The sequence below is a fragment of the Rhizobium sp. NZLR10 genome (genome assembly GCF_019685125.1).
Classification (GTDB): domain Bacteria; phylum Pseudomonadota; class Alphaproteobacteria; order Rhizobiales; family Rhizobiaceae; genus Rhizobium.
In genome coordinates this window covers 17,926-32,765 of the sequence record NZ_JABDWE010000016.1, presented here as the reverse complement: position 1 = coordinate 32,765, position 14,840 = coordinate 17,926, and the positions used below count along the sequence as shown (strand labels likewise).

Annotated in this window: 19 protein-coding genes; 10 read left to right on the top strand and 9 right to left on the bottom strand. The window is 59.7% G+C overall.

The window, feature by feature from the left end:
- Window positions 1–19: 19 nt before the first annotated feature.
- Entirely contained in the window at window positions 20–553 is a 534-nt protein-coding gene (locus HJB82_RS22350) for an NADPH-dependent FMN reductase (RefSeq protein WP_207580885.1), read from the bottom strand.
- A gap of 203 nt (window positions 554–756) precedes the next feature.
- Here HJB82_RS22350 and HJB82_RS22345 point away from each other — a divergent pair, with 203 nt between their 5' ends.
- From HJB82_RS22345 to HJB82_RS22335, 3 genes are all read left to right on the top strand, one after another.
- Complete coding sequence (locus tag HJB82_RS22345) at window positions 757–1,758, top strand: ATP-binding cassette domain-containing protein (RefSeq protein WP_207580886.1); 1,002 nt, start codon at window positions 757–759, stop codon at window positions 1,756–1,758.
- Between the two features lie 137 nt (window positions 1,759–1,895).
- Window positions 1,896–2,696 carry an ABC-2 family transporter protein gene (locus HJB82_RS22340; RefSeq protein ID WP_221116788.1) on the top strand — a complete coding sequence of 267 codons (801 nt, stop codon included), beginning with the start codon at window positions 1,896–1,898 and terminating at the stop codon, window positions 2,694–2,696.
- A gap of 2 nt (window positions 2,697–2,698) precedes the next feature.
- Window positions 2,699–3,502, top strand: coding sequence for an ABC transporter permease (locus HJB82_RS22335; protein WP_221116787.1), 804 nt, complete (start codon window positions 2,699–2,701; stop codon window positions 3,500–3,502).
- 12 nt (window positions 3,503–3,514) lie between these two features.
- Here the strand turns inward: HJB82_RS22335 and HJB82_RS22330 are convergent, their stop codons facing one another.
- Window positions 3,515–4,036, bottom strand: a complete 522-nt coding sequence (locus tag HJB82_RS22330) for a helix-turn-helix domain-containing protein (RefSeq protein WP_221141463.1) — start codon at window positions 4,034–4,036, stop codon at window positions 3,515–3,517.
- A 90-nt stretch (window positions 4,037–4,126) separates the two neighbouring features.
- Here HJB82_RS22330 and HJB82_RS22325 point away from each other — a divergent pair, with 90 nt between their 5' ends.
- Window positions 4,127–4,768 (top strand): dihydrofolate reductase family protein, encoded by a 642-nt coding sequence (locus HJB82_RS22325; protein ID WP_221141452.1) that lies wholly within the window; start codon window positions 4,127–4,129, stop codon window positions 4,766–4,768.
- Window positions 4,769–4,797: 29 nt separating this feature from the next.
- On the opposite strand, the gene HJB82_RS22320 is transcribed toward HJB82_RS22325, so the two are convergent.
- Complete coding sequence (locus HJB82_RS22320; RefSeq protein WP_207580891.1) at window positions 4,798–5,097, bottom strand: AzlD family protein; 300 nt, start codon at window positions 5,095–5,097, stop codon at window positions 4,798–4,800.
- Window positions 5,090–5,785, bottom strand: coding sequence for an AzlC family ABC transporter permease (locus HJB82_RS22315; protein ID WP_207580892.1), 696 nt, complete (start codon window positions 5,783–5,785; stop codon window positions 5,090–5,092). The genes HJB82_RS22320 and HJB82_RS22315 overlap by 8 nt, the downstream gene beginning before the upstream one ends.
- Window positions 5,786–5,974: 189 nt before the next feature.
- Here HJB82_RS22315 and HJB82_RS22310 point away from each other — a divergent pair, with 189 nt between their 5' ends.
- Both HJB82_RS22310 and HJB82_RS22305 read left to right on the top strand, forming a co-directional pair.
- The gene (locus HJB82_RS22310) at window positions 5,975–6,433 is read left to right on the top strand and encodes an Lrp/AsnC family transcriptional regulator (protein WP_221141450.1); all 459 of its coding nucleotides are present in this window, start codon (window positions 5,975–5,977) and stop codon (window positions 6,431–6,433) included.
- Window positions 6,434–6,734: 301 nt separating this feature from the next.
- On the top strand, window positions 6,735–6,938 hold the full coding sequence (locus HJB82_RS22305; RefSeq protein ID WP_207580894.1) for a hypothetical protein: 204 nt from the start codon (window positions 6,735–6,737) through the stop codon (window positions 6,936–6,938).
- Window positions 6,939–6,964: 26 nt separating this feature from the next.
- Here the strand turns inward: HJB82_RS22305 and HJB82_RS22300 are convergent, their stop codons facing one another.
- Window positions 6,965–7,840, bottom strand: a complete 876-nt coding sequence (locus HJB82_RS22300) for a helix-turn-helix domain-containing GNAT family N-acetyltransferase (protein ID WP_221141448.1) — start codon at window positions 7,838–7,840, stop codon at window positions 6,965–6,967.
- A 141-nt stretch (window positions 7,841–7,981) separates the two neighbouring features.
- Here HJB82_RS22300 and HJB82_RS22295 point away from each other — a divergent pair, with 141 nt between their 5' ends.
- A complete protein-coding gene (locus tag HJB82_RS22295) occupies window positions 7,982–8,794 on the top strand; it encodes a hypothetical protein (RefSeq protein ID WP_221116783.1) in 813 nt (270 codons plus the stop codon).
- Window positions 8,795–8,871: 77 nt separating this feature from the next.
- On the top strand, window positions 8,872–9,444 hold the full coding sequence (locus HJB82_RS22290; RefSeq protein WP_221116782.1) for an AAA family ATPase: 573 nt from the start codon (window positions 8,872–8,874) through the stop codon (window positions 9,442–9,444).
- Window positions 9,445–9,518: 74 nt separating this feature from the next.
- Here the strand turns inward: HJB82_RS22290 and HJB82_RS22285 are convergent, their stop codons facing one another.
- Complete coding sequence (locus HJB82_RS22285; RefSeq protein ID WP_221116781.1) at window positions 9,519–9,671, bottom strand: hypothetical protein; 153 nt, start codon at window positions 9,669–9,671, stop codon at window positions 9,519–9,521.
- Between the two features lie 248 nt (window positions 9,672–9,919).
- Here HJB82_RS22285 and HJB82_RS22280 point away from each other — a divergent pair, with 248 nt between their 5' ends.
- On the top strand, window positions 9,920–11,380 hold the full coding sequence (locus tag HJB82_RS22280) for a YwqG family protein (protein WP_259673990.1): 1,461 nt from the start codon (window positions 9,920–9,922) through the stop codon (window positions 11,378–11,380).
- A gap of 37 nt (window positions 11,381–11,417) precedes the next feature.
- Here HJB82_RS22280 and HJB82_RS22275 read toward each other — a convergent pair whose 3' ends face one another.
- Entirely contained in the window at window positions 11,418–11,666 is a 249-nt protein-coding gene (locus HJB82_RS22275) for a hypothetical protein (protein WP_221141446.1), read from the bottom strand.
- 254 nt (window positions 11,667–11,920) lie between these two features.
- A complete protein-coding gene (locus HJB82_RS22270; protein WP_221116779.1) occupies window positions 11,921–12,388 on the bottom strand; it encodes an Lrp/AsnC family transcriptional regulator in 468 nt (155 codons plus the stop codon).
- Between the two features lie 124 nt (window positions 12,389–12,512).
- Between HJB82_RS22270 and HJB82_RS22265 the strand changes: the two genes are divergently transcribed.
- A complete protein-coding gene (locus HJB82_RS22265; RefSeq protein ID WP_221141444.1) occupies window positions 12,513–13,727 on the top strand; it encodes an argininosuccinate synthase in 1,215 nt (404 codons plus the stop codon).
- Window positions 13,728–14,156: 429 nt separating this feature from the next.
- Here HJB82_RS22265 and HJB82_RS22260 read toward each other — a convergent pair whose 3' ends face one another.
- Window positions 14,157–14,747, bottom strand: a complete 591-nt coding sequence (locus HJB82_RS22260) for a TetR/AcrR family transcriptional regulator (RefSeq protein WP_207580899.1) — start codon at window positions 14,745–14,747, stop codon at window positions 14,157–14,159.
- Between the last annotated feature and the right edge of the window lie 93 nt (window positions 14,748–14,840).

Genomic DNA, 14,840 nt, shown 5'->3' with positions numbered 1-14,840 from the left:
CGGGCGGACCTCAGGCGATTTAGCCGGCTGCCTTGCAATAGGCCGAGAAGGCCTGAAGATAGGCCTGCACCCTCAAACGGTTCTCCACCGTCGCGACAGCCCGAAACACCTCGGCCGGTTCCAGCTTCATCAAAGGAAGCCGCAGAAAGATATCGTCCGCGAAGCGGTCGGTGATGGTCGCAAGGATCGTGCGCAGACCTGCCAGCATGTCATCGCCCCGATGTGATGCGTGCAGCAGTGCAACGGGCCTGTGGACGATCTGCTCTCCTGACACCAGCCAGTCGATCGCATTCTTGAGGCCGCCGGGAATGGATCGCACATATTCCGGGCTGGCGATGATCACCCCGTCGCTCCGAGCGATCACGTCGATGAAATCCCGCACCGCCGCCGGCAGGGATTCCCCCTCGAGATCAGGCGAGAATACCGGCAGGTATCCCACGCCATCGAAGATCGCAATCTCGATCTCACTTGGTGCGACGACGCTGATGGCCCGCAGCATGGCCGTATTGGTGGAATCGCGCCGAGCGCTGCCGGATATTGCGAGAATCTTCATGACCCCAACAGCGATCGATTGATCACCGCTGTCAACGCAAAAGGCTGCGGCGCCGCGCGTGTTTTCGGATGCGCGAAGGATGCCGCAGCACTTTGAATTGGGCGATTGAGTGACAGCCAAAAGCGACTTTTGCTTGCACTGGCCGAGCCCGGCGTTAGCCTGGGTTCCAATCCTCACAGCTGCCGAGTCGGCGGGAAATACATATGACGGCTTTGATCGAAGCCCGGGGCGTCAGCAAACGCTTCCGGCAGCACAAGAGATTTCCGGGCTTTCTGGGCGCGCTAAAGACGCTGGTGACGAGCGAATATACAGAGGTTCTGGCCGTTTCCGACATCGATTTCGACGTCGCGGCCGGCGAAGCTGTGGGGTATCTCGGCCCCAATGGCGCCGGCAAATCCACCATGATCAAGATGATGACCGGCATCCTGGTACCGAGCGCCGGCACGCTTACCGTGCTTGGCCGCACACCGCATCTCAAGCGAATGGACAATGCGCGCGAGATCGGCGTTGTCTTCGGCCAGCGCAGTCAGCTGTGGTGGGACCTGCCGCTGGTCGACAGTTTCACCTTGCACCAGCGCATCTACGATATATCAGCCGCCCGCTATGCCGATAACCTCCGGCGCTTCAGCGAGCTGCTCGACCTCACGCCCTTTCTCGACCGCGCGGTGCGCCAGCTCAGCCTCGGCCAGCGCATGCGCGCCGAGATCGTCATGTCGCTGCTGCACGATCCGAAGATCCTCTTTCTGGACGAACCGACCATCGGGCTCGACGTGGTCGCCAAGGATGCGGTGCGGCGCTTTCTTGCGGAGATCAACCGCGAGCGCGGCGTCACCATCATCCTCACCACCCATGACCTGCAGGACATCGAAACCATCTGCCCGCGGCTGATCATGGTCGATCACTCAAGGCTGATCTTCGACGGCGAATTGAGGAGCCTGCGCGGGGCATTGGGCTCGGCCCGGCGACTGACACTCGAATTTGCCAGCGATCCGGGACCTTTGCCGCTCAAAACGGCGTCGCTGGTCAGCGACGAGGGCCTGCGCAAGAATTATCTGATCGAGCGCGAAGACATATCGCTGGTCAAAATCCTTTCGGAGGTGGGAAGCGAGCGCGACCTCAAGGATGTGGCGCTGCACGAGCCCGACATCGAAGAGGTCATCCGCACCTTCTACCAGGGCCGCGACGCCCGGGCGCGAGCATCATGAGCGCTTATTTCGCCTTCACCCGCAGTGCCCGGGCACGGACACCATGAGCGCCTATCTCGCCTTCACCCGCAACGCCCGGGCGCGGACACCATGAGCGCATATCTCGCCTTCACCCGAAACGCCCGGGCGCGGGCACCATGAGCGCTTATTTCGCCTTCACCCGAAGCGCCTTCCACGCGCAGCTTGCCTATCGCAACGAGGTCTGGGCCAACATCTTCGGCAAACTGGTGCAGGTCGTCGCGCGGGTCGCCATCTGGCTGGCCGTTTATGCCGGCGTCGGTGCAACCGTGGTCGACGGCGTCTCGCTGCAGCAGATGGTGACCTATGCGCTGCTCGGCGGCGCAGTGATGGGCGCCACCCGGCCTGAGAGGATCATCGGCGAGATCGGCCGGTCGCTCAAGACCGGTGATATCGCTGTCTGGTTGCTCAAGCCGCTGTCCTATCCGCTCTATCTGTTCGCCAATGAATCCGGCAGCTTTTTCTATCGCCTGGCTACGCAGGTCATCCCGACCGTCGCCTTCACCGCATTGTTTTACGGCATGCTGCCGCCGGCAAGCCTGTTTGATGGCCTGATGTTCATTGCCTTCTGGGCGCTGTCCTTCGTGCTCGTATTTTTGATGTCGGCGGTCTTCGGGCTCGTCGCCTTCTGGCTGATGACGAGTTTCTCGCTGGACTGGATCCTCGGCGCCTTGCTGCATCTCTTCTCGGGCCTGCTGGTGCCCTTCTGGTTTTTCCCCGAACCGCTGGCGACGATTGCCCGCCACCTGCCCTTCGCCTGGGTCGTCTATTATCCGAATGCCGTCTATCTCGGCAGGCTTTCGGCTGCCGACACCTGGTTTCATCTCGGCCTTGGTCTCGGCTGGGCCGGAATGTTCCTCTTGGGCGTCCTCTGGCTGTGGCGCTCAGCCTCCCGCCGCATCACCGTGCAAGGAGGCTGATCGTGCTCATTCATTACCTCCGCGTCATTCCGCTGCTGGTGCGGATGCATGTCCGCTCAAAGATGGAATATCGCGGCGCTTTCTGGCTCGATCGTTTCGCGCAGATCCTGTCCTATGGCAGCGTCTTCGCCACCATTGGCATCCTGCTCGCCCGCTTTCACACGCTGGGCGGCTGGACCTTGCCGGAGCTGGCGCTGTTGTTCAGCTTCCAGCTGCTCGCCTATTCTCTCGGCGCCGCGATGAGCTTCGTGCAATTGCGCGACCTTGAAGAACTGGTGCGACTCGGCACTTACGATACGCTGCTGGTCAAGCCATTCAGCCCCTGGGCCTATCTGGTCTTTTCCGGCCTCAATATCGGCTATGCCGGCCATGTCATCCTCGCGGCGGCGCTGATGGGCTGGGCCATTCTGTCGGTCGACTTCACCTGGTCGGTTTGGTCCGTGTCGTTCCTCATTGCCACGCTCATCAGCGCGACGCTTTTGACCGGTGCGCTGATCACCATGATCGGCGCGACGGCGCTGATGTGGGTGCGGTCCAACCATTTGTTTTCGATCTTCTTCGGCTTTTGGGAACTGACCCGTTACCCCCTTAACATCTTTCCCGGCGGCATCCAGATCACCCTCATCACCGCGGTTCCGTTGGCCCTGACCAGTTCGGTCCCGGTCGGCGCCCTGCTCGGCAAATCTATCCCGCTCCTTGGGGACTGGGCCGGGCCAGTGGCGCTCGCCGCCGGCCCCGTTTGGGTGTTGATATCGATCGCTCACTGGCGATACGCCACCGGCAAATACCAGGGCGCCGGCGGTTGACCTTTCTCGAAATCAGGAGACCGGCGCCGACGATTTTGCGCGGACCTCGAGGAACGCCGCCGTCAGCTTCGCCAGCACCGCCGAAGTGCACGTGCCGTTGGCTCCACCGATCGGATCGACGATATGGATCTGCTGGAGATCCTCCATGAATTCGTCCCAGAGCGGCGGCCCGCCTTCTTCGAGAAGCTGCGCGCGGATGCTCAGTTCCTCGCTGACAGGCAGATGGCGCCGCCCCCAGGCGCCGATCATGGCGAAGACGGGAACAAGCTGGATGGCCGGCTCCTCGAGGCTGTAGATTGCTTTCTGGCTGTGGCTCGGATCGTCCCGCTTGCTGATAAACCCGAGCGAGAGCAGGCGCTTCAGCCTGGCTGCTAGAATGTTGGAGGCGATCCCCTCCTCCGAATGGGTCAGCAGATCGCGGAAATGGCGGCGGTTGCCAAACATGATGTCCCGGATGATGATGAGGGTCCACCTGTCGCCCAGCACTTCCATCGTCAGGTTGATCGGGCAGCCCGAGCGCAGTTCGATATCCACCAGGCATCTCCTTCAAAAAACTGGTTGCATTATAGGATCACTTATGCGACAAAACAACCAGTTTTAATTTGCAATCAGATGGAGGAAACCATGTCCAAGGTTCGTGTCGCAGCATTTTCCCTTTCCGTGGATGGTTTCGGCGCCGGGCCGGAGCAAAGCATGCAAGATCCACTCGGCAAGCGCGGAACTGAGATGTTTCAATGGTTTTTCCATACCCGCACGTTTCGCGCGATGCAGGGAAAGGACGACGGCTCGCAAGGAATTGACGAGGATTATGCCGCCCGTGGCATGGCCAATTTCGGCGCCTTCATCCTCGGCCGCAACATGTTCGGCCCCATCCGCGGCGATTGGCCTGATAAGGCCTGGAAGGGCTGGTGGGGGCCAAACCCGCCCTACCATGCGCCAACCTTCATCCTGACGCACTATCCCCGCGAACCCCTCGTCATGGAGGGCGGCACGACCTTTCACTTCGTCACCGGCGGCATCGAGGACGCCCTTGAAAAGGCGAAGGCCGCGGCCGGCGGCAAGGATGTGAAGATCGGCGGCGGGGTCAGCACCGTGCGCCAATATCTTCAGGCCGGCCTGATCGATGAATTGCATTTCGCCCTCTCGCCCGTCGTGCTCGGCAAGGGCGAAGCAATGTTCACCGGCATCGACCTGCCCGCTCTCGGCTTCCGCGTCGCCGAGCATGTCGCCACCGAACACGCCACGCACATCGTGCTCACAAAATAAACGAGCCGCCGATCGGAATCGGCATTCGTTCACACCAGCGCGTGCCGCAGGATGCCTGCGGCGGCAATGGCGATGATGACGGTCGGCAGCACGGGCAGCCGGGCTGCCGCCAGCATCGTCACCGCAAGAGCAATCAGATCCGCCGGCCGGCCGGTGACGAAGTCGGGTGCGATGACAGTGATCAATACGCAGCCCGGAGCACTCTCCATGACGATGCGCAGGCGCGGGCCGAGCGCGCGGTTGCGCAGGAAGAGATAGCCGCCGATGCGGGTGAGATAGGTGACCGTCGCCATCAGCACGATCGCGGTGAGGTAAAGCGGATCAGCCATCGGCGCGCGCCATCAGGAATGCCGCGGCAACGCCGGATAGCGCGCCTGCCGGAACATACCAGGCCCCCGGTAGCGCCAGGTAGGTTGCAGCCGCGAAGAACAGGCTGACGAGCCAGGGAAGTGCTGCTTTCGCGCCCTTCCACATGCCGGCGAGCATCACCAGGAACACGGCCGGAAACGCCATGTCGAAACCGTATTCGGTGACGTCGCCGAGGATCGGTCCGACCAAGACGCCGATGGTCGTGAAGATGACCCAGCAAAAATAGAGGCCGAGCGCCACGCCGAAGAAATAACCCAGGCTGAGATTGGCCCGGGCCTTCCTCGCATCCGCCAGTCCCATCGCCCAGCTCTCGTCGCACATGAAGAACAGCGCCATCAGCGCCTGTCTTTTCGACAGATGGCGAATGAAGGGGGCAAGTGCTGCTCCCATCAGCAGATGCCGGCTGTTGACGAGAAAGGTGATGGCGGCGATGAGAAGCACGTGCGGCGGCGAGGACCAAAGCTCCACAGCGGCAAACTCCGATCCGCCGCCGAAATTCAGCCCCGTCATCAGCGGCACCTCAACGGCCGTAAATCCCTTGCCGGCGGCCTGCGCGCCGAGCACCAGCGCAAACGGCACGAAGCCCAGCATGATCGGGATCGCCGCCTTCAGGCCGCGCCATGCCTCGGATCGCCCTTTTGCGGGCATGCTGATGTCTTCAGAGATGCAGTCCGTCACCTCGGTAACCCTTGTTATCGAAAGCGTGCCGCGAACAGCGGTGCGTCGCCTGAATTATTATCGCAATCCCGAGAGCGATTGGTTGCGTTCTCAAATATGTATTGCCATTTTATTGGCATCCCGTGCCAATGACTAGCCAATCACGAGCAGAGGACGCCAATGAAGCTGGATTCCATAGATCGCGCCATACTCCGCGTCCTGCAGCAGGACGGCAGAATCCAGAACACCGAACTGGCCGCCAAGGTCGGACTGTCTCCGTCACCGTGTCTGAGGCGCGTCAGGATGCTCGAAGAAGCCGGGATCATCAGACATTACGTCGCATTGCTGGACCCGGTGAAGCTCGACATGGGCTTCAGCGTATTTGTCCGCATCTGGTTGTTGGCTCAGGACGAAGAGACGACGGCGGCCTTCTGCCGTGCGGCGGAGAAGCTGCCCCAGATCGTCGAATGCCATCTGATGGCCGGCGACTGTGATTTCATCCTCCGGGTCGTGGCTCCAGATCTGGACGGCTACAGGCGCTTCCAGATGGAATACCTCGGCCGCATCGAAGGCGTCCGCAACATCAAGACGGAAATCCCGATGCAGAAGATCAAGCAGTCATGGCAGGTTCCGGTCTGACGGCCGTGAGAAAAAGAACAAGGCGCCGGCATTCTTCAATTCGCGCGCATGTCCGTCGAGATCTACGAACGCTCCGAGGACGCATTCCTCGAAACGTTCTGTCTTGAGCATGATGCCGATCGACAAGCTCAGATTGCCAGAGGATACGGGCGTCCGGCCGGGCAGGCACCAAACCGTGTCAGAGAAATAGCGGTGGTGTAGCTGGGGAATGAGCGTAGAGTGAGCGCCATCGGCCCATCGGCATCGGCACTTCCGCTTGAGAGACCATAGGTGCTCTTGCCGCTTTTCGGATGGCACGACGATGCTCCTATCGCTCATCTCACTCAATGATGATGAAATAACAATCGTCACCGATGCAGTTCGGCTATGGTGCTGCGAGAGGAAGCTCGACATCGACAGCATCGAAGGGCGCCGCGCCATCACCATTGCCGTCGATCTCATCCAGATGAACACTGACCGCGACAGGCTTTTTACCGAGCTGTCGAAGCAGTTGGACCACCAGTAGGACCCGACGGCGGTGGCTCGAGAGGCTTAAAGTCGCTTTTCAAAAAACGTGTCGGGATATGGGTCGTCATTGAACCGGTCGATCTCATGCCAGCCGGTTCCGCGATAGAGCTGTTGCGCCTCGGAAAGCGCACTGTTCGTATCCAGACGGAGGAGCTTGACGGATAGCTCGCGGGCGATGGTCCCGGCGGCAAACATGAGGCGTGTTGCGAGCCCGAGGCCACGCGCGGAGGGGGCGACCCAGAGCCTTTTGATCTCCGCGACCTCGCCACCGCTACCCTTCAACCCGACGCAGCCGATCGGCAGGCCATCGGACAAAGCCACCAGGAACGCACCGCGCGGACGGGTCATATCCTTGGCGTCGGGATCGCGGGACAGCGATACATCGAAGCCCTTCTCAAACCGGCGTGAAAGTTCGCCGTAATATTCGCTCAGGCAATAGCTGGCGTCCTCGTGCCGAGGGTCCGTCTCCTCGATCACGATCTGGTCGCGCCTCAGCGAGGAAGCAACGATGTCCATGGCGCGTAGGAGTTCTTCCGGGCGGCGATGGCGTGCCAGAAATCCCTCCGCCTGCGCATTGGAAAGCGCTTCATAAGCCTGGAACTCGGACTGACCGATTTTGGTCAATCTGGCGATGCGGCGACGCGCGTCCTGAGGGTTCGGCACCGTCTCGATGAGCCCCTCCTCTTCCAGACTGCGCAGCAGACGGCTCATCAAGCCCGAGTCCAGACCGAGGTAATCGCGGATCACGGCAACATCCGATTGTCCCCGTCCGATCGAATTGAGCACGCGGGCAGCCCCGAGCGGACGCCCGCGCCCGAGGAAAGAGCTGTCGAGAGCGCCGACTTCGGAAGTGACGGCACGGTTGAAGCGACGGACGCGGGAGACAGGATCGCAAGCCATATTATCTGACTTAAGTCAGATAATTGATCCTGTCAATTCTGAGATCAAAAGCAGAGGTCTCGCCGGTCGGCGGTTTGCAGCCATCTTGCGGATCCCCATCCCCTCGCCTAAGGGATGGTAACGTCCCGCAAGGCCTCCCCCGTGTTCCGTTTTGCTCTCCACGTCCTGATCGTTCTCCTTCTGACGCTGCTCACGCAGATCGGCGGCATCGCCTATCTCATCGCCTTGGCCGCGTCGCGCGCCTGGGGCATCCGGCGCTTTCTGACGAAGCTCGCCATCTTCCTGTTTTGCTATGCCGGTGCGACATTTGCCGCGAGCCTCGCAGCCCCGATGGTCGGGCGGGTACCCCTCTCCTGCATATCAAGCGCCACAGACAGGCTCGTGGTCCGCTCCCCGATCTATTGCCTGCTGAACCGCAACTACGTCACCCCTCACCTGCGCGATCTGGCAAAAGCGCTTGCCGCCCACATGAACGAGGAATTTCCCGGTACCGTCACCGTCGCGCTGGATGCGAATTTCCCCTTCGTCAACGGCTTTCCGCTGCTGCCGCACCTTTCGCATGCCGACGGAAAAAAGCTCGACTTCGCCTATTATTACAAGGATGCGGACGACGCTTTCCTGGATGGCGTCACCCGCTCCCCGATCGGTTATTTCGCTTTCGAGCAGCCCGCGCCGGGCGACGAATTGCCATGCCAAGGGCGCAATGACTGGCTTACCACACGCTGGGATTTCGACGCGCTGCAGCCGTTGTTTCCGGCCTATGGCATCGAGGAGCAGCGCACATCGGCCGCGGTCGCCTGGCTGACGAGCGAAGGCGTGGCGCGCTTCGGCCTGCAGAAGATCTTCATCGAGCCGCATCTGAAGAACGCGCTTGGCATTACCGACAGCCATGTCCGCTTCCAAGGTTGCCGCGCCGCCCGCCACGACGACCATATCCATATCCAAGTTGAATGAGCGTAAGCTGCAAGGATTGAAAAGCCCTATTGCGCCACACGGACTATGTCAGACGAGAGTGGGGAGGTTTGCTCCGTATGAATATTTTCATTCTGCTGATCGGTTTTCCAGGCGTCGGGAAACTCGCGATCGCCAAAGAATTGAGCCCCCTTTTTTCCGCAAAGATTGTCGACAATCATTGGTTCAATAACCCGATACTGCGCCTCATCGATGATGACGGGACATCTCCCCTCCCAAACGGAATATGGGAATACACCGGAAGAGTTCGGCAAGCCGTCTTGGATGCGATCGTCGCCTATAGCGCTTCCTCGGCAAACTTCATCTTCACGCATGCCGGTATTGACGGCGATCAGCGTAGCATGCGCACTTTTCAACAAATTGCTGCCGCGGCTCAACAGCGCCAGGCCTTGCTGGCGCCGATCCGATTGCTATGCGACGAGGATGAGTTGGCACGCCGCATTTCTACACCCGCACGCCGCGTCCACTTAAAATCAATAGATGTAGAAGCCTCGAGAGAACGCAGCCGACGAGCTTCTGTTCTCGATCCGCGGCATCAAAATACGCTCGTCTTGGACGTAACATTCGCATCACCTGGGGAAAGTGCGGCCGCTATTCGAAATCATGTTTTGAACGTCGCAGGCAACCCCTGAAGTCGGTGCTTTGCAGCCAAGCCGCCCAGTCGATGAGGAATCTGTCGTGAATGAACGTGCGCTGCTTCAGATCCTCAGGCGCGTCCCGCCGATGCACGCTTGAGGAAGCCGCGGCTGCGGACGGGAAAGACCTCTTTCGCCGTCAGGAATTCCAATGTCAGCTCCGGATAATTAGCGTCCCGCGCGTTGTGATAGTTGACAGGGTTACCCCAAAGCTTCGGGGCCAAATCGGCGCCCGCGCTCTGGCTTCCGCAGCGTTGCGAAAGAACCTTTTGCGAGACGCGCTGGACGCGGCGGATGTGGTTGAAACGCACCGGCCGGCCAGCGGCCTAATGCCACACAGAGCGGCACGCCAACGGCTGAACAAGTTTACGATTCTTGGGCACCGTTGAGATAGCGTGCAACGCTCAGCCGGCACTGACTTGAAGGATCCACGCCCGCCGGCACTTATCTGCAAAGAGTCGGAAAAATCATAATGATCAATCGAACGGCGCCCACAGTTACAATCGAGCAGGCGGCTGCACTGATGCGCCCTCACCGCAAGAAAAGCATCAGGTTGGACCGGGTTTGGCCACCGAATGAAGCTCTGGGGCTCTTGTCACAGATCGGAGGAGAACCGAATCTTCCGCCGAGCCTCGATTGGCCCACGATCGAATTCGAGGATGGGACAAAGGCATCGCTGGATTTCCTGGCGCAAATCAATCTGGAGGAACTGCCTGAAATCGAGGCTCGCGGCGCGCTTCCGAAAACGGGGGTGCTCTATTTCTTTGCCTTGGCGGAATCCAACGAGCCGCTCCAGACCTACGGTTCGGATGCCTGGCGTGTTCTCTATTACCCTGGCAACGCCGCGGATTTTCCCAGCCGCTCAGTTCCTGAGGACGCCGGGTGGAGAATCGATCATCTAGATTACGGTGAAACACCGGGAAGCAACTATCGAAATCCAGAGAGCCCGAAAGGCGAGCTTTTCCCGAGGTGCACCGTTCGCTTCACCGTGATCGATTTATGGGACATCCCACGATTTTCAGGATCAGACGATCCTCGGGTCCGGCCTTTTGAGAACGCCATTGCCATGGAGCCGGCCGATTTCGACGAGCCAAATGGCATTCCGGATGCCATCCGAAATTTTTGGACGAGGATAAATCCGTTCAAGCTCCAGGCGCCGAAGACACTTGAGACCTCTCAAAAGCAGCCTCCCCAAGCTCGCGTGGATGTCGAAATGTCCGACATCAGCGACCTGGCATATGACTGCCTTTCAATGCTGCGGAGAGAAGAGGGAGAAAACTGGTATCACTCTAAAATCCAGCTGAAATCATGGAGCCTGCCATACCGCGTGGAAGACGCGGTCATGCTTTTGAATGAAGCCAGAAATGAGTGGTGCGAAAATGCGCTGCCGCTGGATGATGTTCTTGAGCACTGGGGTGAACCCTCCGACACCTTGATGCAGGCCTACGACGGTTGGAAGAAGCAAGCGATGGCGCTGACTGGCAGCCTCACCGCATTGGGCAGAGCAACCAAGCTTTCCCCCGAACTTCGCGAAAAGGTTCTGAACGTCGTGGAAGAGGGCCGTCAACTACGAAAACAAGCGGGAGACTACGGATTGCACCCGCATCTCGAAACGGCCTTCCGCGCATCTCTGACGACCCTTCTTACCGATTTTCCCGGCATTGCTGAAATGGAACCGGAATTGGTTGCTGCCGGAAATCCCGCCAATCAGGCCGAGCTGAACGGGTACTTGTCACACCGCATGGTGGGAACCGGCGACGGGTTACAATCCGACCTCGAAGACGATGCAATTCTCCTGCTTCAACTCTGCAGCGATTCCGAGGGCCCACGCTTCCAATGGTGGGATGTTGGAGTAATCCGATTTTCGATCAATCGGGAAGCGTTGCGGACCTGCGAGTTTCATCTGGCCGAGGCTGAAATCGAGGGCCACTGACCCCTGGAGCAACAGTCTCCTGAACGGCGCTCCTTAATCACGCCTCAGCCGATCTGGAAACCGCCTTCTTGGCGCGGCCGGATCGGCAAGCGTTCCAGACCCACCGTCCCAGCCGAAACAGAGCGCGGAATGCGTAGAAGATAACAAGGATCAGCAGGGGTGCGACCGCCAGCAGAAGAGCGATCTCGGAATCCAACTCCCAGATCCCTTCGACAATAGCTTCCAATCCCGACTGAAAATCATGAAAGAATCCCCCATTGCTCGGCTTCTGCTCCCGGTCGTGCATGGCTGCTCCGTTACCCGTTTCAAGGGCACGTGGGGATGCGATGAACATGTTGCAACCGTTCGCCCAATCACCCGCCCTCGTCCTTCGAGGCTCCGGCTTTCAGCCTCCGCGCCTCAGGATGAGGGCTGACCGATGTGACCCTGTATCAGCACGGCCCTCTCTCCAGCCTCATCCTGAGGCGCCCCGCAGGGGCCTCGAAGACGGGGCGGGCCACCCGTCGGCACCCATCCGACGGGCAAGGAGCCACGCGTGACCTATCGCAACGGCAGCTCGTAGCTTCGCTTCAGCGTTTCCATCGGCACGTCGGTCTTGACGCTGAGGACGCTCGGAATGCGGGTCAGGTGGTCGGCCTGAAAACGCCAATAGCTGTGTAAATCGGTGGTGACGATGCGAAGCACGGCGTCGCACTCGCCCGTCGTCAGGTAGCACTCCATCACCTCGGGAAACCGTCTCACGGCTTCGGCGAAGCGCAGGGTGACCTCGGCATCCTGAGTTTTGAACCATACGCGGGCGAAAACCGTCAGCCCCGCCCCGACCTTTGCCGGATCCAGCACGGCGACATAGCGATCGATGATCCCGGCTTCTTCCAGCAGCCGCACGCGGCGCAGGCAGGGCGAAGGTGACAGGCCCACCTCCTTTGCCAGCTCGACATTCGAAATGCGCCCGTCGCGCTGAAGTACGCGCAGAATATGGCGATCGATCGCATCGAGCCCTGTCGGCATGTTATAGCTCCAGTTTCCATACAAATGGCAGAATATGCCAATTATTTGCAATTTTGAGGACGCTTCGCAAGCTCATTGCGCAAGACATGACCTATCGTTCCAAACATCGATGTGGAGATGACCAATGGTAGGAAAAATGAATAAAATCGTGCTCGCTTATTCCGGCGGGTTGGATACCTCGATCATCCTCAAATGGCTGCAGGAGAGCTACGGATGCGAGGTCGTCACCTTCACCGCCGATCTCGGCCAGGGCGAGGAGCTTCAGCCGGCGCGGGCAAAGGCGGAGATGCTTGGCGTGAAGGACATCCGCATTGTCGATCTACGGGAGGAATTCGTCCGCGACTTCGTCTTTCCGATGCTGCGGGCCAACGCGCTCTATGAAGGGCAGTATCTGCTCGGCAGTTCCATCGGCCGGCCACTGATTGCCAAGCATCTGGTCGCCATAGCCCGCGAGGTCGGCGCGGATGCCGTCGCCCACGGCGCGACGGGCAAGGGTAACGACCAGATCCGCCTCGAACTCGCCGTCAATGCGCTCGATTCATCGATTAGGGTCATCGCTCCCTGGCGCCGGTGGAACTTCCGCTCCCGCATCCAGCTACTGGAATATGCCACGAAGCATCAGATTCCGGTGCCCAAGGACAAGCGCGGCGAAGCGCCCTTCTCGATCGACGCCAACCTGTTGCACACCTCGACCGAAGGCAAAATCCTCGAAGATCCGGCCGAGGTCGCGCCCGAATACATCTACCAGCGCACGGTCGACCCTATCGACGCTCCCGATACCCCCCAGACCGTCACCATCGGCTTCGAGAGCGGCGATCCGGTGTCCGTAAACGGCGAAGCGATGACGCCGGCCACCTTGCTCACCGAGCTCAACAGGATCGGAGGCCGACACGGCATCGGCCGGCTCGATCTCGTCGAAAACCGTTTCATCGGCATGAAATCGCGAGGGGTATACGAGACGCCAGGAGGAACGATCCTGCTTGCGGCCCATCGAGGCATTGAATCGATTACGCTTGATCGCGCCGCCTCCCACCTGAAGGACGAGATCATGCCCCGCTACGCCGAGCTGATCTACAACGGCTTCTGGTTCGCCCCCGAGCGGGACATGCTGCAAGCCCTGATCGACCGGAGCCAGGCCTTCGTCAGCGGCGAAGTGACGCTAAGGCTCTACAAGGGATGCGCCTCGGTCATCTCTCGCACCTCCCCTCGCTCGCTCTATTCCGCCGACCTCGTCACCTTCGAAGAGAGCTCCCTCGCTTACGACCACCACGACGCCGAAGGCTTCATCAGGCTGAACGGATTGCGGCTCCGAAGCTGGGCAGCCCGCAAGGGAACATGAGCGGTCGGCCTTGCATCCGACGGCGAATTGAAAGCTTCCAGCGCAGAACCAAATTTCAAACGATTTTAAAAATCCCACCCGAAAAGCTAATCGATTTTAATTTTATTATTAAAATTTTCTTGTTGCAGCGCAAAAAAATTTAACCACTATTTCTGTAGACGCTCAGGTTGTTCGTTGGAGAAACTCGCATGACTGTGACATTTCCGCTATCCGAGAAGCGCGACGCAGAGTTATTGCTGAAGCACTTGACGTTGCACAAACTCAGCTGTCCGGGAAACTGTGTCGTGTCGCTCAAGGCGTACGTCGCCCACGTTTCTTCCTCTCATACCACGGCACTCGGTACCGCTCGTACCGCTTGGTAATGATCGAATGTCTTGGGCTCCTTGCCGAATGTTCGTGCCTTTCGCTTTTGCTCAAGGCGTCGACCGCCTATCTCGCTGCAGGCAGCCTCATGCCGGCGAACTTCAGGATATCCTCGATCTTCGTGTCGAGATCCGCGTCGGGTTCGACCTGGCCGTCTATCATCAGCAAGGCAAGGCCGTGCGTCAACGACCAAAGAAAGAGCGCGGCAATCGGCACATCCTCAGGCGTCAGCCGTTTTTCCAGATCGTCCTTCATCTGCCGGTAAACCCGCGCCCGCGAGGCGCGGATCGCTTCATTTCCTTTGGAATAGGCCTGAAAACTCTCCCCGAACATCAGCCGATAGAGGCCCGGATTCGCGCGGGCAAAGGCGACATATGCGATGCCGCCGGCAAGCAGGTGTCGCCGGGGACCATCCAGGGCGGCATCAATGGTTTCGCTGAGTTCGGCAAAGCCTTGTTCGGCAAGTGACGCCGCGATGGCGTCAAGGCTGTTGAAATAATGGTAGGCCGCCGGAGCCGAGACCCCGGCGCGGCGACCGATTTCCCGCATGCTGAGCGCCGCCGGGCCTCCCTCCTCGATAAGCGCCCTTGCCATCGCCAGTAACGTGGGGCGCAGATTGCCGTGATGATAGCGGGTCGCTGTTTTATCCCTAGTCATGTCTTGATCTAATCTTTACATCGTTAAAATCGTGTTTTAACCTGCCCGCGATGACAAGGGTCAGCTACGGTCCGGGCGTCGGGACCAAGGTTT